20 protein-coding genes and 1 pseudogene are annotated in these 22,152 nt (G+C 41.6%); 15 read left to right on the top strand and 6 right to left on the bottom strand.

Annotated elements, in window-relative coordinates; translation table 11 throughout:
* The first annotated feature begins 10 nt into the window (after positions 1–10).
* From RIN81_RS05825 to RIN81_RS05795, 7 genes are all read left to right on the top strand, one after another.
* Positions 11–604 carry an SCO family protein gene (locus tag RIN81_RS05825; protein ID WP_309088251.1) on the top strand — a complete coding sequence of 198 codons (594 nt, stop codon included), beginning with the start codon at positions 11–13 and terminating at the stop codon, positions 602–604.
* A 172-nt stretch (positions 605–776) separates the two neighbouring features.
* The gene (locus RIN81_RS05820; RefSeq protein WP_242233001.1) at positions 777–956 is read left to right on the top strand and encodes a hypothetical protein; all 180 of its coding nucleotides are present in this window, start codon (positions 777–779) and stop codon (positions 954–956) included.
* Positions 957–2,067: 1,111 nt separating this feature from the next.
* Positions 2,068–2,601 carry a G/U mismatch-specific DNA glycosylase gene (mug, locus tag RIN81_RS05815; RefSeq protein WP_309088249.1) on the top strand — a complete coding sequence of 178 codons (534 nt, stop codon included), beginning with the start codon at positions 2,068–2,070 and terminating at the stop codon, positions 2,599–2,601.
* 273 nt (positions 2,602–2,874) lie between these two features.
* Positions 2,875–3,522 (top strand): serine/threonine protein kinase, encoded by a 648-nt coding sequence (locus RIN81_RS05810; protein ID WP_375164498.1) that lies wholly within the window; start codon positions 2,875–2,877, stop codon positions 3,520–3,522.
* A gap of 685 nt (positions 3,523–4,207) precedes the next feature.
* On the top strand, positions 4,208–4,966 hold the full coding sequence (locus RIN81_RS05805; RefSeq protein WP_309088247.1) for an exodeoxyribonuclease III: 759 nt from the start codon (positions 4,208–4,210) through the stop codon (positions 4,964–4,966).
* A 618-nt stretch (positions 4,967–5,584) separates the two neighbouring features.
* Positions 5,585–6,034, top strand: a complete 450-nt coding sequence (locus tag RIN81_RS05800; RefSeq protein ID WP_309088245.1) for a hypothetical protein — start codon at positions 5,585–5,587, stop codon at positions 6,032–6,034.
* 205 nt (positions 6,035–6,239) lie between these two features.
* Complete coding sequence (locus RIN81_RS05795) at positions 6,240–7,466, top strand: PucR family transcriptional regulator (RefSeq protein ID WP_309088243.1); 1,227 nt, start codon at positions 6,240–6,242, stop codon at positions 7,464–7,466.
* On the opposite strand, the gene RIN81_RS05790 is transcribed toward RIN81_RS05795, so the two are convergent.
* From RIN81_RS05790 to RIN81_RS05780, 3 genes are all read right to left on the bottom strand, one after another.
* Positions 7,463–8,173 (bottom strand): L,D-transpeptidase family protein, encoded by a 711-nt coding sequence (locus tag RIN81_RS05790; protein WP_309088241.1) that lies wholly within the window; start codon positions 8,171–8,173, stop codon positions 7,463–7,465. The two genes, RIN81_RS05795 and RIN81_RS05790, sit on opposite strands and share 4 nt — an antisense overlap.
* A 72-nt stretch (positions 8,174–8,245) precedes the next feature.
* On the bottom strand, positions 8,246–9,763 hold the full coding sequence (locus RIN81_RS05785; protein WP_375164506.1) for a solute symporter family protein: 1,518 nt from the start codon (positions 9,761–9,763) through the stop codon (positions 8,246–8,248).
* A gap of 2 nt (positions 9,764–9,765) precedes the next feature.
* Complete coding sequence (locus tag RIN81_RS05780) at positions 9,766–10,119, bottom strand: DUF485 domain-containing protein (protein ID WP_309088237.1); 354 nt, start codon at positions 10,117–10,119, stop codon at positions 9,766–9,768.
* 217 nt (positions 10,120–10,336) lie between these two features.
* On the opposite strand from RIN81_RS05780, the gene RIN81_RS05775 reads away from it, so the two are divergent.
* The 3 genes from RIN81_RS05775 (at position 10,337) to RIN81_RS05765 (ending at position 14,168) form a co-directional block, all read left to right on the top strand.
* On the top strand, positions 10,337–11,812 hold the full coding sequence (locus tag RIN81_RS05775) for a hypothetical protein (protein WP_309088235.1): 1,476 nt from the start codon (positions 10,337–10,339) through the stop codon (positions 11,810–11,812).
* A gap of 133 nt (positions 11,813–11,945) precedes the next feature.
* Positions 11,946–13,457: a glycine betaine uptake BCCT transporter gene (locus RIN81_RS05770; protein WP_309088233.1), complete on the top strand. Its 1,512-nt coding sequence runs from the start codon at positions 11,946–11,948 to the stop codon at positions 13,455–13,457.
* Positions 13,458–13,568: 111 nt separating this feature from the next.
* The gene (locus tag RIN81_RS05765; RefSeq protein ID WP_309088231.1) at positions 13,569–14,168 is read left to right on the top strand and encodes a lytic transglycosylase domain-containing protein; all 600 of its coding nucleotides are present in this window, start codon (positions 13,569–13,571) and stop codon (positions 14,166–14,168) included.
* Between the two features lie 641 nt (positions 14,169–14,809).
* Here the strand turns inward: RIN81_RS05765 and RIN81_RS05760 are convergent.
* Positions 14,810–14,983 carry a hypothetical protein gene (locus RIN81_RS05760; RefSeq protein WP_309088228.1) on the bottom strand — a complete coding sequence of 58 codons (174 nt, stop codon included), beginning with the start codon at positions 14,981–14,983 and terminating at the stop codon, positions 14,810–14,812.
* A 47-nt stretch (positions 14,984–15,030) separates the two neighbouring features.
* Positions 15,031–15,249 (bottom strand): hypothetical protein, encoded by a 219-nt coding sequence (locus RIN81_RS05755; RefSeq protein ID WP_309088226.1) that lies wholly within the window; start codon positions 15,247–15,249, stop codon positions 15,031–15,033.
* Between the two features lie 684 nt (positions 15,250–15,933).
* On the opposite strand from RIN81_RS05755, the gene RIN81_RS05750 reads away from it, so the two are divergent.
* A complete protein-coding gene (locus tag RIN81_RS05750) occupies positions 15,934–16,092 on the top strand; it encodes a hypothetical protein (protein ID WP_309088224.1) in 159 nt (52 codons plus the stop codon).
* Between the two features lie 332 nt (positions 16,093–16,424).
* Positions 16,425–16,835, top strand: coding sequence for a hypothetical protein (locus RIN81_RS05745; RefSeq protein ID WP_309088222.1), 411 nt, complete (start codon positions 16,425–16,427; stop codon positions 16,833–16,835).
* A gap of 405 nt (positions 16,836–17,240) precedes the next feature.
* Here the strand turns inward: RIN81_RS05745 and RIN81_RS05740 are convergent, their stop codons facing one another.
* On the bottom strand, positions 17,241–17,525 hold the full coding sequence (locus RIN81_RS05740) for a hypothetical protein (RefSeq protein WP_309088220.1): 285 nt from the start codon (positions 17,523–17,525) through the stop codon (positions 17,241–17,243).
* A 183-nt stretch (positions 17,526–17,708) separates the two neighbouring features.
* On the opposite strand from RIN81_RS05740, the gene RIN81_RS05735 reads away from it, so the two are divergent.
* The 3 genes and pseudogenes from RIN81_RS05735 (at position 17,709) to cobT (ending at position 22,130) form a co-directional block, all read left to right on the top strand.
* Positions 17,709–17,924, top strand: coding sequence for a hypothetical protein (locus RIN81_RS05735; RefSeq protein WP_309088218.1), 216 nt, complete (start codon positions 17,709–17,711; stop codon positions 17,922–17,924).
* Positions 17,925–18,196: 272 nt separating this feature from the next.
* Positions 18,197–20,923: an aconitate hydratase AcnA gene (gene acnA, locus RIN81_RS05730; RefSeq protein WP_309088216.1), complete on the top strand. Its 2,727-nt coding sequence runs from the start codon at positions 18,197–18,199 to the stop codon at positions 20,921–20,923.
* A gap of 169 nt (positions 20,924–21,092) precedes the next feature.
* A pseudogene (gene cobT / locus RIN81_RS05725) lies at positions 21,093–22,130 on the top strand (nicotinate-nucleotide--dimethylbenzimidazole phosphoribosyltransferase).
* Positions 22,131–22,152 lie beyond the last annotated feature (22 nt).

Here is a 22,152-nt window from a genome sequence, read left to right as displayed (position 1 = left end):
AGGGAGTTATGTGAAAATAGTTCAGTCCATTTTTATTATGGCCGCTGTTGTTTTATTGCTTTGTGCATGCGGCCGTCAGTTTGAAGGCAACATGGATGTGGAAGTCCAAGACTTTACCTACACCAATCAAAATGGTGAACAAGTTAGTTTGGCTGATTTGAAGGGGAAAGTGTGGCTCGCTAATTTTATTTTCACAAACTGTACGACGGTTTGCCCGCCGATGACAAGAAACATGAGCGAGCTGCAGGACCGCTTGAACGAGGAAGGTGTTCAAAATTACGAAATTGTGTCGTTCAGTATTGACCCGGACCGGGATACACCGCAGGCGTTAAAGAGCTATATTTCACATTACGAAGCGGATGAATCAAACTGGAACCTTTTAACAGGGTATGAAGAGAAAGAGATAAGCGCATTTGCAGAGAAAAGCTTTCAAGTCATTGCGCTGCCAGATCCGAAATCAGACCAGTTCATTCATGGAACAAGCTTTTACTTAGTCGATGAAAAAGGAATTGTTGTAAAAAGCTATCCAGGAAATAAACAAGACGGGGAAGAAGTGCCGTTTGCCGAAATGGTTCAGGATGTAAAAACGCTTTCCAAACAGTAAACAAAACTAAAAAACTCCGGATTTGGATCCGGAGTTTTTGATTTTAAAAAAAGTATTTTCTAAGATTTACAAAAATTTAATTTTTGTGATATTGAAATGTAATGTCTATCTCGGTAAAATGAACATACAGATAAGATAATATCTGAATACGCTAATTAAGGGGTGAATCAGTATGAATTATGGATTGTACAAATTTGGCTCAACAAACAACGTCAAGTGTGAATGTGGTTGGGAAGGACAACGGGCGGAGCTTCGCAGCGCTATGATTGTACTTGAAAAAACAAAGTGCGGATCCATTTTTGATGCCGAAGATGTGTATATTTGCCCGAAATGCGGCGCAAGAAAGTATTAAGTTCCTCTTATTGTCCAGATCCTCTTCGATTTCCAGCCTGTTTTTATTGCTCTCCTTTATCAACAATAGTCATATACTTCAGCAGGTTCCAGGCATCGGGGCACGTTCCCCACTGGGCACACCTTAGACAACACTTGTGAAAACCCTTGATCATCAAGGGTTTTTTTCGTTGCGAATAAAACAGCCAGCCTGCAGCTGGCTGTTTAAAAGATGTTTCTTCCAGAGAGGGAGCCGCTGCTCCTTTAGCCTCCGCTGCTTGTTTTAGAACGTCCATATGCAGGTGTGAGGTGTTTCATTCAAATGCAATTCATCTGCCCGATCCAATTGCATCCTTTACGCCCTGCATAACGTCAAGGAGTTTTCCGTTTTCATCATACGATAATATACGGAAAAATTGGGAAGAATTTAACCGAAAAGAAATGTAACTACGTTATTTGAGGTACAGCTGAATGAACAGCCGGACGGAAAGCAAAAGCCTGAGCCCGCCAGTTTCAAAGCTGAACAAACGACCCTGCTTAATCAGAGCTTGCTTCAATCCAGTTTAGGATTTAGATTTCAGTATATTTTTCATGAATACTAGGGCAGCGTTTGAGCCAGGTGATTCACTATCGTAAGTAATGATAAACGTATGAAATGCTCACCAGCTATACCCGCTTCAGAAGATCATTCACCTTCACTGTCAATGATCTTCTGTGCTTCTTCAGAGCTCCTGCCACCTTGAATTGTGTTGCAATCTTCTGTAGTGCTCTGTACATCAGAACGAGCATCTTCTCCAAGGCCGGGGTTGTACTTTGGCCACATCACCAAACGATGTATCTGCTGAGGTCTATTCATATATAACTGTGTGGAGGCCTGTGTCTGTTTTGACCACTTCGTTATAGAACAAGCTTTCCTTGATTGGGCCGGTGTACCTTTTCAATGAAAACGATATCGATCTTATAAACTAGCTTTTGTAAATTTTACCGCTGCTTGAGTTATCCGAAACAATAAAGCAAAATTGAAAAACTGTTCCGGCAAGTAAGGATTAGGGTTCTGTTTTTTATCACATTAAAAAACAGGGAATAGTACAGAGAAGTAAACGAGTCGATTAAAAGAGAGGGAGGTCTGAAGGGTGAAACCAATTAAAGACCATTTAAAAGAAAATCTTGATATTCTTTTTGTCGGTTTCAATCCCAGTGTCCGCTCTGGAGAAACAGGGCATCATTTTGCGAATCCGAATAACCGCTTTTGGAAAATTCTTTTTGAAGCGGGATTAACCTCTAGAAAATTTACAGCAATCGAGGACCGTCAATTATTAGAGTTAGGGTACGGGTTAACAAATATTGTGGCAAGGCCAACGAAAACGGCTGATGAAATTACAAAAGAAGAGTATCAGGAGGGCAGGGTTTTGTTAAAGAAAAAGATAGAACATTATCGGCCTACAATTGTTTGTTTTGTCGGCAAAGGGGTTTATCAGGAATATAGCGGCAGGAAGCAGGTTGAATGGGGCCCCCAGCCCGTTTCTGTGGTTCAAGGTACGCTGGACTTCGTGGCGCCTTCTTCCAGTGGCCTGGTAAGGATGAAAATAGAGGAAATCGTCAGTATTTACAAGCAGCTCCTGCCTCTTGTTTCCTCCCTGGAAAAAGGAGAGGGCCGGCGGGAATAGCCGGCTCCCTTTGGCGGCTGGCTATTTCAGGAACACGTGGTTCAATGATTGTACATATACTATTCTCCTCTTATATCCTCGTTTTCATTTTGAGGCGGTTTTTTTGCTCCTGGTATCATTGGTGTTATGTTCCTGGATAAATAAGGGGATGTATTTCATTATAGGCAAAAAAAAAGCCTGTTTAATTAGAGCGATGAGGATTAATATAATATAAAGGTTTTGTCATTATTTAAAGAAAGCACTGTGATGTTATGGATGGAGTTGTATTGGAGAATGAAAAGTTACGTTGAGCTAATTGAAAAAACGCTTATACATAACGTAAAAATGAAAAGTAAAAATCCATTCGAACCCATTAAGGTTCTTTACACACCAAAAGAGTGGAAATGTCTTGGTGTCGGTAACTATGCTGCTGTTTTTCTGCATCATTCAAATAAAGATTGGGTTGTAAAAATCTACGCCAGAAACTTGGAAGGGCTAGAAAAAGAAGCGGAGGTTTACCAAAGAATCGGGCACCATCCTGCTTATTCTCAATTAGTCTATAAGGGAGAGAACTTCCTTGTGTTAAAGAGGTTAAAAGGAATTACTCTATACAATGCAGTTGCAAAAGGAGTCAGGATACCGGAACAGGTCATCGTAGACATCAATAAAGCTTTGGATTATGCTCGAAGTCAAGGACTGACACCTGTGGATGTACATGGGAAAAATGTGATGATGAATGACGGAAAGGGATATGTTGTAGATGTATCTGATTTCTACAAAGAGCAGGAAGATGAAAAATGGAATGATATCGTCAAAGCCTATTATAGGTTTTACCAGAAAACTTTATATAAATTCCCTGTTAAGATTCCATTATTTGTTTTAGATTTAGTAAGACATTCTTATAGGATCTATACACATATTAAAAATAAATCGGCTCATTGAACAATGCTTTTGGTTTTGTACAATGTTTTCCATAAAAAAGCTGTTCTACATTCATTCTGATGTTAAATCTAAAATGGCTTTTGACACTGTTTTGTGCAATGCAAATGGGAGCCTATGGATGAAAAGTATGAACCAAACCAACCGAATTGCGAGATCTGGTAAGCGGTTTGGTTAGTGCAAATGAACAAATTTTTTAAGGCCTATTTCGGTAATATGCTTTAGAAATTAGTAAAGAGAAACTAGACCGTACTGTCGATGGGCTGAATGAGAAGAAAATGAAAAAATTCTTGCACGATAGAAACAACCAGCTGCTTTTTTTAAAGTGGCTTTTTTTTATGTTTGAGACAGTCACTTTACAACAAAGCGGATAGGGCAAGTATGTTGCTTACAGATTTTATTCGTTTGCCGTTAACGTCTAAGCTGTTTTAACTGAAAAAGAAAACATCAATGATAATTCATAAAATGTAACAATAGTAAGGATATACGTGTTAAACAAGATTAGTGTTATAAGAGTTTCTATGGCGTTCCTGTTTTATTCATACATGGCCAATTGCATTTCTGCTTTATTCAACGCGATTAACAAACTGTTTCACCAAAAAAACTCGTCACTGGATGCTTTTCTTTCTATTAACTAGTATAGTAACCATGGAGTTTACTAAAAGGGACAGCGAGGAGACAAACATACATGGTAAAACTGGTTTCATGGAACGTGAATGGCATAAGAGCTTGTGTGAGAAAAGGATTTTTGGATTACTTCAATGAGGTAAGCGCTGATATATTTTGCCTTCAAGAAACGAAGCTGCAGGAAGGTCAAATCAATCTTGACCTGGAAGGCTATCATCAATATTGGAATTACGCAGAGAAAAAAGGGTATTCTGGCACAGCTGTTTTTACTAAAATTCCGCCTCTTTCGGTGAAGTATGGGATTGGTGCGAATGAACAAGAATCGGAAGGCAGGGCCATTACCCTCGAGTTTGATAAATTTTTTCTAGTCAATGTTTACACACCTAATTCCAAAAGGGATCTTTCCCGTCTTGATTATCGTTTAATCTGGGAAGAGGAGGTGCGCGATTACTTAATTGAACTGGATCGTGTAAAACCGGTCATTTATTGTGGAGACTTGAATGTCGCGCACCGGGAGATTGATTTGAAAAACGCTAAGTCTAACAGGGGAAACTCAGGCTTTACGGAAGAGGAGAGGGGCAAGATGACAGCATTGCTGGAAGCGGGCTTTATCGACAGTTTCAGGTATTTTTATCCTGACAAAGAAGGCGCCTATACATGGTGGTCTTATATGAGTAAGGTAAGAGAGAGAAACATCGGCTGGAGAATCGATTATTTTATTGTCTCCGAACGAATGGCCGAATCTCTGTTGAAAGCAGAAATCCATGCTGGTGTTATGGGGAGCGATCATTGTCCAGTGGTATTGGAAATGAAACATTGATGCGGCAGTATGTATCATGAGTAGACTTAAAATGACAGATAGGTAAGCTGTGCGCTCAAAAAACGGGCAGTCAAAAGAGTCAGCTGCCTAAAGTTGAAAAGTGGACAAAAGAAAAGGACAAGCTTGCGACCTCGCACAAGAACAAGCTTCCTAATTATAGTATTTTAGCGGAGGGAACCTTTTGAAGTCGATATCTAAAAAGAACAAGAAACCTATTTTAATTTTAATGATTATATTACTGTTTATTGCTGGCTTACTCGATATTAAATATGAGGGATTATTTTTTCAGCTATTACCCGATTTTATTCAATCATATTTAGCTGATGTTTTCTGAGTACATCAGCAAGAGCGTAAATCGTGCAGGTCCATATACTCATATATAGACACCCCCTTGAGCTGTGCAGCTTCAAGTTTTTTTTCGCAAGCTGTATTGTTGTGTCGGTCAAAACTGCCAGCCCAGCCGCATGTACAGCTGATTTAGGGCTGGGCATTGAAACACCGAGGAGTATTTTTAACGGAGTATCACATAATTGTAAATTGGTTAAGCTATGTATAGACAAAATTCGCTCAAAGCAGCTCATTGATGAAGAAAGGTAACACAATGGAGGTTCAAACAAGATGTACTTTTCTTTAATGATATTAATAGTTCCTTGGATTATTGGAATCATACATCTTCATTCAAAAAACAAAAAAATAATTCCATTAATCGGACCTTTTACATCAGTTATTGCCTATCTTATCAATGAGTTTTGGATTTATTTTAATTTTGGTGAGATATATCCTTTTGCCGTACAGAAAACCTTGCCAGCACTTCCGTTTAATATAGGTATATACCCTATAATAGGGTGCTATTTGATTTTTTTTATAATGAAAAAGGAACATCCATATTTGCTTATTTTTTTCACTGCATTATGTATAACCCTGCTTGAATGTATATTAGTTTTTACAGGGCTTATTATATATAGGAACGGGTGGAATATTTTTTGGACTTATGTGGCTTACTTATCTGCTTTGGCTCTTATCTATTGGTTTTACCTTTATCTTAAAAAGTTAAAGGTAATGGAATGATGATAGTTGCGAACTAAACCCGCCCATTTTTTAGGTCAGTAGAAGAAGCCAGATTCACCATTAAGATTGAACATTATCCAATTCAAATCATTTACGTTGAAGTATATACATCTACCAGGCATCGGAGCCTGTTTTTTCCGGTTTTTTTTACAATTAATCAGGCGGCGATTATAATAAATATAGCCTATTGCACCGGAGGATGGATATGTCAAACGAGAAAACACATTATTTTGCCCACGAGTATGAATCAATTGAAATGCTGGCAGACCGAATCAGTGAAGCACTTCTTTGCCCGATTACGATTGAAGATGCCAACCACCAGATTATTGCCTACAGCCGACACGAAGGAGAAATTGATCCCGTTCGAATTGCTACCATTATGAGACGAAGAGTACCCGAGCATGTGATAAACAGCTTATGGAAAAGCGGAGCGATCCCGACTCTTTTTGAAACAGAGGAACCTGTTGTGATTCCTGCAATTGGACAAGTTTCTCTCGGCGAGCGGGTGGCCATTTCAGTACGAAAACAGGATAAAGTGATCGGCTTTATCTGGGCCCAGTCAGGTGCTCATTTTTCAGATGAACAGATGGCGATTTTAAAGGAAGCGGCGAAAGCGGTAAGAAACCAGCTTTTGCAGCATGAAAAAAGAAAGCGTGCAGCGGAAGAAAGCCATCAGGAGTTTTTTTGGAAGCTTTTGACCGGACATTTCGCCGCGCGCAATGAAATGGAACAGGCCAACAAAGCATACGGCCTTTCCTTGACCGGCAGTTTACTGGTGATTCTTTTTGATTTCGGCCGTACCATTGACCGTACACTGGAGCGGCAAATCGATTACCTGACCGAAACCCTGCAACAGCTGGCCAGTATTGCCAGAACCTATGACGGGGAGCAGCTGGTTCTGCTGATCCGGTTTAAAGAACCCGCTGATTTAGAAACGGTCAGCTCCTATATTACTGATTTTACGTCTAAATCAGCGGAACGGCTTGGCCTTTCACCGGTCGGGGCAGCAGGAACGGCTGTAAAAAACCCGCTGCATGTACAGGAAAGCTATCAGGAAGCGCTTCGTGTATTAAAAATGAAACAGATTTTTTCAACCATCACACTGCCCCATTGTTTTGACCAGCTTGGTATTTTTCAGTCAATTGAACAGTTTCGCTCGATCCGCCTCGGCAAAAAAAATGCGGTTATTGAAGCGCTTGAAGAATACGACAAAACACATAATGCAAATATGATTGAATCGCTTTATATGTTTTTAGCCCATGACGGCAATATAAACGAAGCGGCGAGTGTGATGCATGTGCATCCCAATACGCTTGCTTATCGGATGAAGCGCATCAGTGAAATTACCGGGTTTAACAGCAAAGATATGAGCGGAAAAACGCTGCTTTATATTGATTTGCTTATCCGGCAGATGAATCATTCTCTCAATTAATCGGCAGAGGCCTGAACGAGGTCAGAACGGATCGAGTCAGGTGTGCCGATGACAATTTTTGGTGATTTAGCAGGATCCAGCCATTTCATTAAAACCAGTAAATGCGATTCGCTCAGCGCCAGGCATCCGGCTGTTGGCGTCGATCCTGTCCGCCAGCGGTGAATAAAAATGGCGCTGCCTGCATTTTTGACGATCGGGTTTTCATTGTAGCGAATGACGATAGCGTGTTTGTATAATTCATGGTTTAAGCGCTCGAATGATTTCCAGCGGTCAGCAGGATCACCCCGGTAATAAATCCATTTGTTATAGTCTGGTGAATGGGGGTCATCAATCCAATAATGAAACCGGTTTGTGACCGTGTAGCTGCTCCGGACACCTGCTGGTTTGTGGGCATAGCCGAACATTCGGCCAATGTCATAAAAGCCGGTAGGGGTGGCGCCGTTTCCTTCTTGTTTGGAGAAGGATAAGCCATTTTTCCCGGTAACTGCTGGAGAAATCCGTTTTAACTGCCAGTGGCGCCCTGTTTTCTCGTAAAGGCGGATCGTTGCTGTGATCGATTTTGTACTTCCTTCTGCAATGATAACCTGTTTACTATTTTTTACATGAGCCAGTGCAGATAAATAAGGGTCTGAAGCCGCCTTTGAAGGCAGGGGAACGATCACAGCAGCCAGAAGCATACATAAACCGGCTGTGAGAAACTTACGCAACTCGATAACCTCCTTGTTTTTTTATTGTATGAAAAAACGGAGCAGACGGACCGTTCCGTCTGCTCCGTGCTTTTATTTTAATCCAGTATTGGCTTTAACGGCTACTTCCGCATATTTGCGCGCATCTGCTTTAGCCGAAACGATTGATCCAATATAGCCTGCGATAAAACCGGCCGGCACAGAAATGATCGCCGGATTTGTTAACGGGAATAGAGCGGTTCCTGTTAAAATGGCTGTGCCTTCAGGGCTCCAAATATTCGGGCTTAACGCAACCAGTACAAGGGCGGTTACAAGACCTGTAATCATAGCGCTCAGCGCACCGGCTGTATTAAATCTCTTCCAATAAATTGTATAAATAATAACAGGAAGGTTTGCGCTTGCGGCAATACAAAAGGCGAGCGAGACAAGAAACGCTACGTTCATCGTCTGGGCACCAAGAGCTAAAATAATTGAAAAAACGGAAACGCCGATTGAAGCAAAACGGGCTGCATTCATTTGCTCTTTTTCGGTGGCATTTCCTTTTTTAATAATCTGTCCGTAAATATCGTGAGCAAAAGCAGATGCACCGGATAGTACGAGACCGGCTACAACAGCTAAAATCGTTGCAAAAGCAACAGCAGACACAAAGGACATTAACAGATCGCCGCCCAGCGCCTGAGCAAGTAGAGGCGCGGCCATATTACCGGCTGCATTGGCTGCCACAATTTTTTCAGAGCCTACAAAAGCAGCGGCGCCAAAGCCAAGGAAAATCGTTAAAATATAAAAGATTCCAACAATCCAGGTAGCATAAACCACAGAACTGCGCGCTGTTTGGGCATCTTTTACAGTGAAAAAGCGCATTAAGATGTGCGGCAGGCCGGCCGTTCCTAACACAAGGGCAATCATCATAGACATTGTATCCAGCCCGTTTGTGTATTTTACGCCTGGATTCAAGTACGCTTCACCCGCAGGTGTAATGGATTTCATGTCGGTAAACATTTTCAGGATATTAAAATCAAACTTTAGTAAAACAAGAAACGAAATCAAAACCGTACCGATCATGAGAAGAACCGCTTTGATGATTTGCACCCAGCTGGTAGCCGCCATACCGCCCCAAAGCACGTATGTGGTCATCATAATGCCGACAAGCAAAACAGCCACCCAGTAATCAATGCCAAGCAAGAGCTGAATTAATGCACCTGCTCCAACAAGCTGGGCAATCATATAAAAGAGAACAATGGTTAAAGTAGAAATGGCCGCAGCTCCGCGAATTTTCTGCTGATTAAAACGGGCTGTAATCATATCGGCAAGGGTGTATTTGCCTAAGTTGCGAAGCGGTTCAGCTACAATATACAGGACAACGAGATACGCGACCAGATAGCCGATACTGTAAAAAAAGCCATCAAAGCCATTTAAGGCGATGGCACCGGCAATACCAAGAAATGAAGCAGCCGATAAGTAATCACCTGCAATGGCAATGCCATTCTGCCAGCCGGTCAGCCCGCCCCCAGCCGTGTAAAACTCACTGGCGGAGTTTGTCCGCTTGGAAGCCAGATACGTCACATACAGAGTCAGCCCCACAATGGCAACGAAGAAAAAAAGCCCTACCATACTCACGGGCGGTCACTTCCTTTCGTATCGTTGTGGCGGTTTACAATGCTCTCTGCATCGGCATCAAATCCGTTCGCTTTTTTAACATACAACATACAAAGCGTCCAGGTCATAATAAACTGTGCCAGAGCCAGTACCCATACCCATGAAATATCGCCAACCGCCGGTTTATTCAGCACGGTTGAAAAAGAAGTTAAAAGGGGCAATGAAAAATAAAACAGTAAGAAAAAAATGGTAACGGGCAGTAAAAACTTGTTTTTCTTGCGGATCAGTGACTTGAATTCCGGGCTGGCCGCAATTTTCTCATAATCGTAGTTTTTTTGCGGCTGTAAAACGCGTTCTACCTTCTGTTCCATAAAAGCCCTCCCCTAGGCCGTTTTCAATTCTGAAATCGCTTACAAATCAGAATTGTATCTTTATTCTAAAAAAATGGCAGACAATTAGCAACTATAAAAAGGAAAAAAAGATATACTTTTAAAACAATGAGTGCGATAAGAAAGAAAGGGTTTCATTTTCTTTCCATACTTTTTTCGTGTAAAATCAGAAAAAAAGGAGTAAATGGAGCGGATCAACATGACAGAATTAAAGCCGATCGGCAAAGCGGTAGCAAATGTGACAGGTCCGAAGCTTCGGATGATTCACGCGATTTTGCATTCCATGCAGGCAAAAGAACTGCTGGCATTAAAAGCAAAAAGCCGTTTTTCTAAAGAAGAAACTGCTCCTTATTTTGGAGCCATTGCAGCTGAAATAAAAAAGAGAAATGAGATTCCGGATCAAGTGCTTCAGCTTGATGTGTTTCTGGCATTAGCCAAGCTGCTGAAACTGCCGGCTGCACGCTTAAATGAAAGAGAAAAAGTAACCGCGCGCAGTGCGGAAATTGAGAATAAATGGTTTGAAAGAAGAGCGAAAAAAAATAAAGCGGTGGAAGCACAATTTGAAGCTTCTTTTATGTCCAGCAAGCTTGAATTTATGCTTCATTATGAATATGTCCAGTTGTTTGAGCGCTTTTTAAAAAATGAAAAAGCGGAAGAAGGGAAAGAGTCTCTTCAAGCAAATATCCGCCGTTATTGGGAAGAGCTGCCGGATTTTAAAAAAGTGCAGATTTTCGAGCATTTACATATACACCGAAGTGCTTCTTTTGAAGAGATCAAGCAGGGGATCGGCCTAGAAACGCTTGTATTTGAAATGGGCATCCGCTCTGGTTTATTCATGTATGGCGAGATCCTTTCTCCGATTCAAAAGGAGGTGCCGCCGGGCTTTCCAAAAGAAATGTGGATTCTCCACCCGGATGCCCTATTTACGACGGAAGAAGCGCTGAAAACATTATTTTCGGGCAGCTGGCTGCTGCCTGCGGCGATGCTGATTTTGTATACATCGGATGAAAGCGCTCAAGCAAATGATGAATCGATTTTGTCATCAGAATGGGTTACAAGAGAGTCTGCTTATTTGCTGCTGTTCAGGCAGATTAATGAGTTGAAGCTTGAGCAGCAAAAAGAAGAAAAGCATATCCTGCACATTCAGCAGGAGCTGGCTTTGGCTGAAAGCTCGGAAAAAAGAGCTGAAGCCGTTTGCCAAAACTTAAGAGAGCGGCTTATTGTACTGTTGAAAACTGATGCCGCCCGCCCTTTTCTTGGAGATGTGAGCATATCGAATACACGGCTTAGAGAAAAGTTGATTCGGGTAACAGAAAAAATAGATACAAATAGGGAGAAAAAAGGCGTTTTATCTGCTGCCGGAGCCTGGCTGTCAAACACGTACTGGCAGACCGAAAAAAACACGCTCGAGAAAAAGCTGCAAGCATCCTATGAGAAAATGGCAGACGAAGTGATGGAAAAGTATCCATACTATGAAGCAGATTTGATTGCGGAGCTGACAACAGCACGCGCGACGGCAAATGGCTGGCAGTTTGAAAGCAGCCGTCTTCGAAAAGCGGAAGCGGAAGCTTCAAAATCGCTGGCGGACTTGAAAAACGAAGAATTAAAGCTTCGGGAAAAAGCGGCAGAAGCGGCTGCAAAAACACCCGGACTGAAGCAGCTTGATGCTGGATAACCACTTTTAAAAAAGCCCTATCACTTGATAGGGCTTTTTTATTTTGGTACGGTAATAGACGTGTCTGAACGAAACAAACCACTGTTTTTCATTCATTACGCAAAAGAAATGTTTAAGATGGAAGGGGAAATGTATGAAAAAAATATCATCTGTTTTTTGGTGGACAGCTGCTTTAGTATTAGCTGCTACTATTTTTGGAGCAGCTGCTCCTGAATCCTTTGGCACCATGACGGCCAATGTGAAAAGCTTTATTACTTCCGCATTTGGCTGGTACTACTTAATTACAGTATCGGTTATTGTTGTATTTTGCTTTGTTCTTATCTTTAGCCCAGTAGGCCAGGTTCGCCTGGGACAGCCGGGTGAAAAACCAGAATACTCGACTGGTACGTGGTTTGCCATGCTGTTTAGCGCGGGGATGGGCATCGGCCTTGTTTTTTGGGGAGCAGCTGAGCCGATTAGCCATTATGCTATTTCAAGCCCGCTTTCAGAATCAGGAACAGACAGTGCCCTGCGTGAATCGCTGCGGTATACTTTTTTCCATTGGGGTCTTCATGCATGGGCTATCTATGCAGTTGTAGCACTAGCACTTGCATATTCTCAGTTTAGAAAAGGAGAACCAGGCTTGATCAGCCGGACACTGAAACCGGTACTCGGAAAGTATGCAGAAGGATGGCTCGGAACCGTTATTGATATTATTGCTGTTTTTGCTACAGTGGTAGGAGTTGCCACAACGCTTGGTTTCGGGGCAGCACAAATCAATGGTGGTCTTTCGTATTTGTTCGGGGTACCTGTTTCATTTACCGTACAGCTTATTATTATTGCAGTGGTAACGGTTTTGTTTATCATTTCAGCTCTGTCTGGCCTTGGAAAAGGAATTAAAATTTTGAGCAACACCAACATGGTTTTGGCCGTTGTTCTTCTCGTGTTAATGCTGATTCTTGGTCCGACGATGTTTATTTTAAATATGTTTACAGATACGATTGGCTCTTATTTGCAAAATATTTTACAAATGAGCTTTCAAATCGCTCCGCTGAATGAACAGCACAACAGCTGGATCAACGACTGGACGATTTTTTACTGGGCCTGGTGGATTTCCTGGGCACCGTTTGTCGGTGTTTTTATTGCGCGTGTTTCCCGCGGAAGAACAGTACGTGAATTTTTAATTGGTGTTTTGCTGATGCCATCTTTGTTGAGCTTTTTCTGGTTTGCTGTTTTCGGCGCCTCTGCTACGCACTTGCAGATGGAAGGAATTGCAGATTTTACTCAATACGCAACTGAGGAAGTGCTGTTTGCAGTATTTCATGAGCTTCCATGGTCACAGTTGCTGTCTATCGTCGCTGTTTTGCTTGTCACTACATTTTTTATTACATCAGCCGACTCTGCAACTTTCGTATTGGGTATGCAGACAACGCATGGCTCGTTAACACCTGCGAATAATATAAAAGTCACTTGGGGCATTTTTCAGTCGCTTGTCGCAGTGGTTCTTTTATATAGCGGAGGACTCCAAGCTCTTCAAGATGCAGCGATTACCGTGGCATTTCCGTTTTCTATTATTATTATTTTAATGATGATTTCTCTTTATAAGGAATTAGTTATAGAAAGAAAAGAAATGAGGAAAAAAGACGGGCGTTTGCCGTTTAGGTAAATAAAAAACAAATCTCTCTTCTAAGCAGAAGAGAGATTTGTTTTTACTTGAAGTTTCGTTCGGTCTTTTCTATGATGAGTTAAGCAAGAGCATTTAAGGAGTTTAACGATCATGGCAAAAAAAAGAAGAAGATTGAAAAAACGGGCGTATGGCTGTTTGGCGATTCCATTCTTGCTGGCCGCTTTTCTCTTAATGGCCGTTTTTTCAATAACAGACAAAGCACCGAAATTTCTGCAGTCTAAGTCGATTCCAGAAGCGTACATGCCGATCTATAAAGCGGCAGCTGAAGAGTATGGAATTCCGTGGGAGCTTCTTGCTGCTCATCACCGTGTAGAAACAAAATTTTCAACGATGGATCCAATGATTTCTCCAGCAGGCGCGGAAGGCCCGATGCAGTTTATGCCGTGTACGTTTGTAGGATGGGAGCATCCGACTTGCAGCGGCCTTGGTAAAGGTGATATCCCGGAAGAGGAAAAAACAGACCCGGCTGTCATTGCAAAATATGGCGGATACGGGGTGGATGCCAATGGAGATGGGAAAGCAGATCCTTTCAATGTGGAAGATGCGATCTACAGTGCTGCCTATTATTTAAGTGAAAACGGTGCTGCCGATGGTGATATGAAACGGGCGATCTTCGCTTATAATCAAAGTGACCAGTATGTATCTGACATTTTATATTATGTTGGTGAATACACAAAAAGAGAACAGTAAAAGCCGCCGGATTTCCGGCGGCTTTTTGCTGTTTTTATTTGCTTGTTTTGGCGATCAATGCTTTGTTTGATAGGGCCGAATAAGTAGTAAATTTCAAAAACATCGCTCATGACCGTTGCAGAAGCGGTTATGAGGATTGCAGTTGGTACTATCATCAATTGATCTGTTAGTGTTAAAAACAGAATGGCAGGCGCTTTATGGCGGCACGTTATTTATTAACGGAGCCCTGTATAACCTAGGAGAAGGGTTAGAATATAGTTAGTTATGTTCCTCTCATGGTCTATAGCTCCGACCAGAAATAGACGCGCTGCCGAGGGGATAAAGGGGTTCTCGGTCACGTCCTCAAATTGTCCGAAGTTGATTATGTTTACAGACAAATAAAGCTTTTAGAATATATGTTCCTTTATAGTGTAAAATAAAAAGCCTGTCCCAGAAAGGGACAGGCTGGTTGAGAAAGAAATCTTTCACTTCTATCACAAAAGCAGCCACCTTTATTACGTTTATATTTATCATCCTACGTTAGGTGGCTTTTTTCACACCGTCTGGGTGCTTTATTGAGGCGCATTGAGGCTCAATGCATATTCATGAATATTTTTTCTAGAGTCGACTTGGCTGCAGTTTGGTCAACCGCATTGATTAATTTAGTTATGGCTGTAAAATTCATCTTCAAAATAAAAAGTTAATGGATACTCTTTTACGGTATAAGAGTATTGCTTCATATTTTGTACATAATGCCATTTATTTATTGTTACTAGTTCATCCGTTGTTTTTATTTTCACTATTTCTCCAGTATGATACTTGTTTCTGCCTGCCATACTTTTACACCTCTTTTTTCAAAATAAATAAACATGTTTGATACTGCTTATTTATCGCCATTTGCTTTTTCAACTATTCGTATTCCAATTAATAATTGTGTGGTTTGGTCCTTTAGAAAACGAATATCCTCTAATTCCGGGTCTAAGTAAGAAATCTCGACTTTGCATTCGGGATTTCGTTGTTCATGGTTTTGTGTAATTTGTTCAATTTTATGATCCAGCTCTTTTTGGCTATTGGCGAAAGTGAGTCGAGTCATTGTTTTCATTTGCAAACGCTCCTTTTAAATCTATTTTTAGACAAAAGGTGACACCTTTCTTCCAAGCCACTTTTAGAAATTTTGTCCATAGGATAAATCCTCAATCTTAATCTTACCACTGTTTGCAAGTTTAATCTTTGTTAGGTATCTTTCCAGTTTAAAAACAGCACTCCGTTATTCGGAGGCATACTTAATTATTTTTTGTAAAGTATGATGAATTATTTGTTTGAAGCAACATACCTCTATTTTCAAAGTTTTCATTTCGAAGGTGGACAGGGTGCCAAGTACCGATATGTTTTTTGGGATGAAACGTCACTATTGATTATAAAGATATAGATCAGGCAAAGTTACTGTAGTCTGAAGATGAATCGATTAAGGAATCTTCAATATAGCAAGACGCTCTTCCGAGAAAGCATACTCAACATTAAATAGCGCTAAAGCTTTACCGGCGCCCAACCGTTTTTCAAGCATAAAAGCCGGCATGCAGAAGTGAAGAGCAACCCAGTCTGCTTTTCGGGATTTGATTTTAGGACTAAATCTTTTTTGTGCTTAAATGCGATCTTTGCAAGTTTTAGTCAGTTCTCTTTTTTTCTTTTACTTATAACTTAAATTGTGGATAATCTCCCAAGCATGTCTAGCATTTTTTCATATTCTAATGGTGTAAGACAATAAAAAATAAAAGGAGAGTATGATATGTGCTCTAACTGCAGTAACCGCGACCGGAGAAGTCGGCGTGAACGGATGGAAGACGAGCTTAAACGGATGGAAGATGATCTTCGAGAGATGAAAGAAGATATTCGAGAGATGAAAAGAAAGCTGAAAATGATGAAAAAAGAATTTTGTGAAAGATAAGTGTAAAATGTCTTTTTAAAAAGCTATAGGAGCTGCTTTCATCATGAAGCAGCCTGCACCGGCTATTCTTTTTTATTCCATTACATTTTATTTAAAAATAAATTTAAATCGTTTTTCGTCAACTAGAGGGTGTGATAGTTAACGAAGGATGTGGTTGACCCAATTAAATTGCAGCTATTATTAAACCCTGCCAGTTGGCCGGGTTTAATTAGTTTCTCCCACAGTTAGGGATTCAAAAAAAGGCCATATTTTGATAGGAATCAGATATATTTGATGCAGGAAAATATCTCCTTTTGTCGAAATAATGATAATAAACTAAGGGAGGTGCTTGTATGAGTTTTGAAAGCCGATTCGTAGCGAATTTAAGAGAGCAGTATGCAAATGATGTAAAGAGAAAAGAGTTAACAGATCGTGCTGTATCTTTTATCAATGATCGCGTCGAAAAGTTTGGTGAAAGTGTAGAGGACTTTATACCAGCAACTTATGGAGATATCCAAGTATATAGTGATTATCCAGAAGATGAACTTTTCTCGGAAATAAGAATCCAAGGACATGTTCTTGGGTTCAAAAGAGAGAAAAACTCTATTGAGGTTTTTAAGATTATTGGAGAAGACCGTCAGCGAATTGATATTATATCTCCCTTAGTATCCGAAGGTAATTGGGTATGTCACGAAGGTGGATTCTTTAATGACCATAAGTTTGATGAATATCTAAAAGTAGTTTTCGAGGAAGTAATTAGCTAAATACAGAGTGGAAGGAAGCATCCTGCGGGCTGCTTTTTTCTTTGCCTAAAAACAAATTGGAGGTGGTGGTGATATGAAGTGGCGAACTAGAATGATATCAGTTCAGAATGGAAAACAATCAAAATCACGCTTGCTGCATTAGCGGAAAAGCATGATCTAAAACTGGGTACATTAAAAAGCCGAAAAAGCCGAGAAAGATGGTCAAAAGATCCATAGAAGAAAAATAAAAAGGTCTCAGATAAGAACCTTTTTGGAGTACCTGTCCTAAATTTAAAGTCTCCCCTATTGTTCCCCTGTAGTACCGGCGGAACAATAGGGGGGAGGCTGAAAAGCAAAAAATAATCTACCCTCGCAGGAGCGTTGATAAATCAACTCTTTTTATCGAAATGAGACAAATTAAACAGCTTATTTTTGTTTTTTGTTGTAGTAATCAACAGCAAATTGGGATCCTTCTCCAACCATTTTATGATCAGGGACATCAATTGAGTGTGAATCGCCTGCTTTTTGAATCGGAGATGACTCGTTAGAAGATGGAGAGCTGTTTAACTTTTGCTTCGCCTGGGAAATTAAGCTGTCTAATTTGGAGCGATTTTTTTCTTTAGACAGCCACCATGCTGCGGCCCCTGCCCCCACTAAAAGATAGCCAAGTCCTCCGCTTTTTTGTTTTTTATTGACGTTGCTAGTATACATACGAAAATCCTCCTTCTTACAGAAGCTGCCGCTTGGGCGCCTGCTTATAACTAATTTTACCCGCAGGCCCGTTTTTCAAAACGCGGTATTTAGAAACAGCTGCCAGTTTAACCAAACAAAACTGGGGTAACAGTGATATGTTTAAGTAACTAATGAAGCGGGAGAGACAGGGGATGATAGCACATGTTTTTCGTTCTTCCCAGAAAGATTAATGTAGAAGGTGAAAAGCTGGCAGAAGAGCTTGCCCGGTCTCATCATACATGCAAAATGTATGAGATTGATAAGTTCGAAGTAAAGCTCCGGGAATTATTTTGGAAAATAAAAGAGCGAAACAATGTAAAAACACTCGACCGGGCAGCAAATGCAGACCATCAGCGTTGGGCACTGAGCACCACTTAGGGAATGAATTTTAAGCATATGCCCGAGCTTGACTGGAAATATGACTATTTGTTTCTTGAAAAAACACGGCTGGGTAGGGGATACTTTAAAAGGACGAAGCAAAAATCATTTTTTAAGTGATTTGTTTTTCTTATCGGAAGCAATAAATTTCTTTTTATTTACTTATGTTAATGAATGTACTAAGATAAAAGGGGTGGAAAATTAGAAAAAATAAAAAAATTATTTTCCAATCGTTTTAGTACATATTCAACTAGTTAAGAGGGGGAACCAAAATGGCGACTACTGATGTTTTTAACGCCCGTGCAAGCTTTGACTTAAACGGTAAGCGCTATAACTACTACCGTCTGGCAGCACTTCAGGAAGCAGGTATCGGAAACGTATCCCGTCTTCCTTACTCAATTAAAGTATTACTTGAATCTGTTCTTCGTCAATTTGATGGTTATGTCATTACGAAAGAACATGTTGAAAACCTGGCTAAATGGGGAGCAGATGCGGATGCAGAAGCAGAAGTTCCATTTAAGCCATCCCGTGTTATCCTGCAGGACTTTACAGGCGTACCGGTTGTTGTTGACCTGGCATCTCTTCGTAAAGCAATGGCAGATATCGGCGGCGATCCACAGGTGATCAATCCTGAGATTCCAGTTGACCTTGTTATCGACCACTCTGTTCAAGTAGATGCTTACGGTACACAAGAAGCACTTGAGCGCAATATGGAGCTTGAGTTTGATCGTAACGCAGAACGTTATGAGTTTTTAAGCTGGGCTCAAAAAGCATTTGATAACTATCGTGCGGTTCCGCCGGCAACTGGTATCGTCCACCAGGTAAACCTTGAGTACCTCGCAAGTGTTGTTCATGCAGTAGAAGGAGCAAACGGTGAATTTGAAACATACCCTGATTCATTAGTTGGAACTGACTCGCATACAACGATGATCAATGGTATCGGTGTACTTGGCTGGGGCGTTGGAGGAATTGAAGCAGAAGCAGGTATGCTTGGACAGCCATCTTACTTCCCAATTCCTGAAGTTGTGGGTGTAAAACTAACAGGTGAGCTTCCAGACGGCGCTACAGCAACAGACCTTGCATTAAAAGTAACACAAGTGCTTCGTCAAACAGGCGTAGTTGGTAAGTTCGTTGAATTCTTCGGAGCAGGTGTTGCTACGCTTCCGCTTGCGGATCGTGCAACGATTGCAAACATGGCCCCAGAATACGGTGCAACATGCGGATTCTTCCCAGTGGATTCGGAAGCGCTTGATTACATGCGTTTAACTGGACGTGATGAAGCACACATTCAAGTCGTTGAGCAGTACTTGAAAGAAAACGACATGTTCTTTACGCCAGCGAGCGAAGATCCTGTTTACACACAAGTAGTAGAGCTAGACTTGGCCCAAATTGAGCCAAACTTGTCTGGACCAAAACGTCCGCAGGACTTAATTCCGCTTTCTCAAATGCAAAAATCATTCCAGGAAGCTGTAAGTGCGCCGCAAGGCAACCACGGTTTTGGCTTAACAAAAGAAGAGCTTGACCGTACAGCAACCGTTACATTTGCAGATGGCACAACAGCAGAAATGAAAACAGGGGCGATCGGTATTGCAGCGATCACATCTTGTACAAATACATCAAACCCATATGTTCTTCTGGCAGCAGGTCTAGTTGCGAAAAAAGCGGTTGAACTTGGTCTTGAAGTGCCGAAGTATGTAAAAACTTCATTGGCGCCAGGTTCAAAAGTTGTAACAGGCTACCTGCGTGATTCCGGCCTTCTTCCATACATGGAGAAAATCGGCTTCAACGTTGTCGGCTATGGCTGCACAACATGTATCGGAAACTCAGGTCCAATGAAAGAAGAAATTGAAAAAGCGATTATTGATTCCGACCTTCTTGTCACGTCTGTTCTTTCAGGAAACCGTAACTTTGAAGGACGTATTCACCCGCTTGTAAAAGGAAACTACCTTGCGTCTCCGCCGCTTGTTGTGGCTTATGCGCTTGCAGGCAACGTAAACATCGATCTTCAAAAAGATCCGATTGGCAAAGGAAAAGACGGACAAGATGTATTCTTTAAAGACATTTGGCCGGGTACAGCAGAAGTAAAAGAAGCGGTACAACGCACGGTAACACCTGAATTGTTCCGCAAAGAATACGATCAAGTATTTAACAGCAATGCAAAATGGAATCAAATCCAAACGAACGATGATGCTCTTTACAGCTGGGATTCTGAATCCACATACATTGCGAACCCAACATTCTTTGAAAATCTTTCACCAAATCCAGAGCCGATCCAGGCACTTGCCGGCCTTCGCGTGATGGGTAAATTCGGTGACTCCGTTACAACGGACCACATTTCACCAGCGGGAGCAATCGGCAAAGATACACCAGCAGGCAAATACTTGCGTGAAAAAGGCGTAGAGCCTCGCAACTTCAACTCTTACGGTTCACGCCGTGGAAACCATGAAGTCATGATGCGTGGTACATTTGCGAACATCCGTATTCGCAACCAGATTGCTCCAGGCACAGAAGGCGGATACACAACATTCTGGCCGACAGGCGAAGTAATGCCGATTTATGATGCTTGCATGAAGTATCAGGAGCAGGGAACAGGTCTTGTTGTATTGGCAGGCAAAGACTACGGCATGGGCTCTTCACGTGACTGGGCAGCAAAAGGTACAAACCTTCTTGGCGTAAAAACAGTTATCGCGGAAAGCTATGAGCGTATTCACCGTTCCAACCTTGTCATGATGGGTGTGCTTCCGCTTCAATTCAAAAAAGGCGAGAATGCTGATACTCTTGGCTTGACAGGAGAAGAAACATTCGAAGTGGCGATTACAGACAGTGTAAAACCACGCGAAATCGTTAAAGTAACAGCTACAAATAAAGAAGGCAAGAAAACAGAATTTGAAGCGCTTGTTCGCTTTGATTCTGAAGTAGATGTTGACTACTACCGTCATGGCGGTATTTTGCAGATGGTCCTTCGCGGCAAATTGCAAAGTGTTAAAGCAGGCAACTAATATTTGAATGCAGCCGGTTCCAATCAGGAGCCGGCTTTTTTATTGGTCTCCATCATACATTGTAAAATAAATGTGGCAATGCTGTTTCCGGCTGCTAGCGGATTTTTGTTGAAGCTGTATGCAGATAAAAAGGAGAAAGGATGTTTTTGGATTGATGGAAAGCAAGATAATGGCTGTACATATACCAAGCCTGGAAGAAAGAGCGGGAGAATTGGCTCAGCAGTATGCAGATACGCTGACCAAACCGAAAAACAGCCTCGGCAGGCTGGAAGAACTGGCTGTTGAGCTGGCTAAAATGACGGGAGAATCGTTTCCTGTTGTTTCACCGCCGGGTGTGATTGTATTTGCTGCCGATCATGGAATCGTATCTGAAGGGGTGTCTGCTTTTCCGCAGGAAGTGACGATGCAAATGGTACGCAATTTTTAAAACGGGGGAGCGGCTATCAATGTTTTCAGTAAATCCATTGGAGCCAAAATGTGTGTAGTGGATATCGGGATAGCAGGAGATATGAAAGAGGAGAAGCTGGTAAACAAGAAGATTAAATACGGCACGGCTGACTTTTTAAACGAAAACGCGATGAGCCGGGATGAAGCGGTCAAAGCAATCGAAACAGGCTATCAGCAGGCAGTAGCAATGATCCACAGCTGCGTTAAATGTCTGATCCTTGGAGAAGAGATGGGGATCGGTAATACAACAGCAAGCAGTGCGGTTACTGCCGCGTTCAGCGGGATCAGCATTGAAAAGCTGACAGGTGCAGGCACCGGAATTAAAGAGAACAAAAGGGAATATAAGAAACAGGTGGCCGGCCTGGCACTTGAAAGAAGAAAGCCGAATACAGAAGATTCAATTGACGTATTAGCGAAAGTAGGGGGATTGGAGATCTGCGGTATGACAGGGGCAATGCTTGCTTCCGCAGCGAATAGAACGCCGATTCTTGTAGATGGTTTTATTGCATCGACGGCGGCACTTGCTGCATCGAAAATATCAAGCAGTGTAAAGGATTATATGATCATGGCTCACCGCTCGGTTGAACCCGGCCATTCCGCTATTCTTGAATTGTTAGGAAAAGAACCAATTCTTGATTTTCAAATGAGACTGGGAGAAGGATCAGGTGCCGCTGTTGCTTTTCCAATTCTTCAATCAGCGGTTTTAATCCTTAAGGAAATGGCTACATTTGAATCTGCCCAGGTAGCCGGACAAGTATAGATAAAAAAAAGTATCGTGCAAG

Source organism: Domibacillus sp. (assembly GCF_031181085.1).
Taxonomy (GTDB): Bacteria; Bacillota; Bacilli; order Bacillales; family Domibacillaceae; genus Domibacillus.
Note: the sequence above shows the minus strand (reverse complement) of the source record. Positions and strands in the feature narration are given on the sequence as shown.

Coding starts and splice junctions, on each gene's coding strand:
- RIN81_RS05820 (WP_242233001.1), top strand. CDS start 777: ATGAATTATGGATTGTACAAATTTGGCTCAACAAACAACGTCAAGTGT.
- RIN81_RS05810 (WP_375164498.1), top strand. CDS start 2,875: ATGAAAAGTTACGTTGAGCTAATTGAAAAAACGCTTATACATAACGTA.
- RIN81_RS05805 (WP_309088247.1), top strand. CDS start 4,208: ATGGTAAAACTGGTTTCATGGAACGTGAATGGCATAAGAGCTTGTGTG.
- RIN81_RS05800 (WP_309088245.1), top strand. CDS start 5,585: ATGTACTTTTCTTTAATGATATTAATAGTTCCTTGGATTATTGGAATC.
- RIN81_RS05795 (WP_309088243.1), top strand. CDS start 6,240: ATGTCAAACGAGAAAACACATTATTTTGCCCACGAGTATGAATCAATT.
- RIN81_RS05785 (WP_375164506.1), bottom strand. CDS start 9,763: ATGGTAGGGCTTTTTTTCTTCGTTGCCATTGTGGGGCTGACTCTGTAT.
- RIN81_RS05780 (WP_309088237.1), bottom strand. CDS start 10,119: ATGGAACAGAAGGTAGAACGCGTTTTACAGCCGCAAAAAAACTACGAT.
- RIN81_RS05775 (WP_309088235.1), top strand. CDS start 10,337: ATGACAGAATTAAAGCCGATCGGCAAAGCGGTAGCAAATGTGACAGGT.
- RIN81_RS05770 (WP_309088233.1), top strand. CDS start 11,946: ATGAAAAAAATATCATCTGTTTTTTGGTGGACAGCTGCTTTAGTATTA.
- RIN81_RS05765 (WP_309088231.1), top strand. CDS start 13,569: ATGGCAAAAAAAAGAAGAAGATTGAAAAAACGGGCGTATGGCTGTTTG.
- RIN81_RS05760 (WP_309088228.1), bottom strand. CDS start 14,983: ATGGCAGGCAGAAACAAGTATCATACTGGAGAAATAGTGAAAATAAAA.
- RIN81_RS05755 (WP_309088226.1), bottom strand. CDS start 15,249: ATGAAAACAATGACTCGACTCACTTTCGCCAATAGCCAAAAAGAGCTG.
- RIN81_RS05750 (WP_309088224.1), top strand. CDS start 15,934: ATGTGCTCTAACTGCAGTAACCGCGACCGGAGAAGTCGGCGTGAACGG.
- RIN81_RS05745 (WP_309088222.1), top strand. CDS start 16,425: ATGAGTTTTGAAAGCCGATTCGTAGCGAATTTAAGAGAGCAGTATGCA.
- RIN81_RS05740 (WP_309088220.1), bottom strand. CDS start 17,525: ATGTATACTAGCAACGTCAATAAAAAACAAAAAAGCGGAGGACTTGGC.
- RIN81_RS05735 (WP_309088218.1), top strand. CDS start 17,709: ATGTTTTTCGTTCTTCCCAGAAAGATTAATGTAGAAGGTGAAAAGCTG.
- acnA (WP_309088216.1), top strand. CDS start 18,197: ATGGCGACTACTGATGTTTTTAACGCCCGTGCAAGCTTTGACTTAAAC.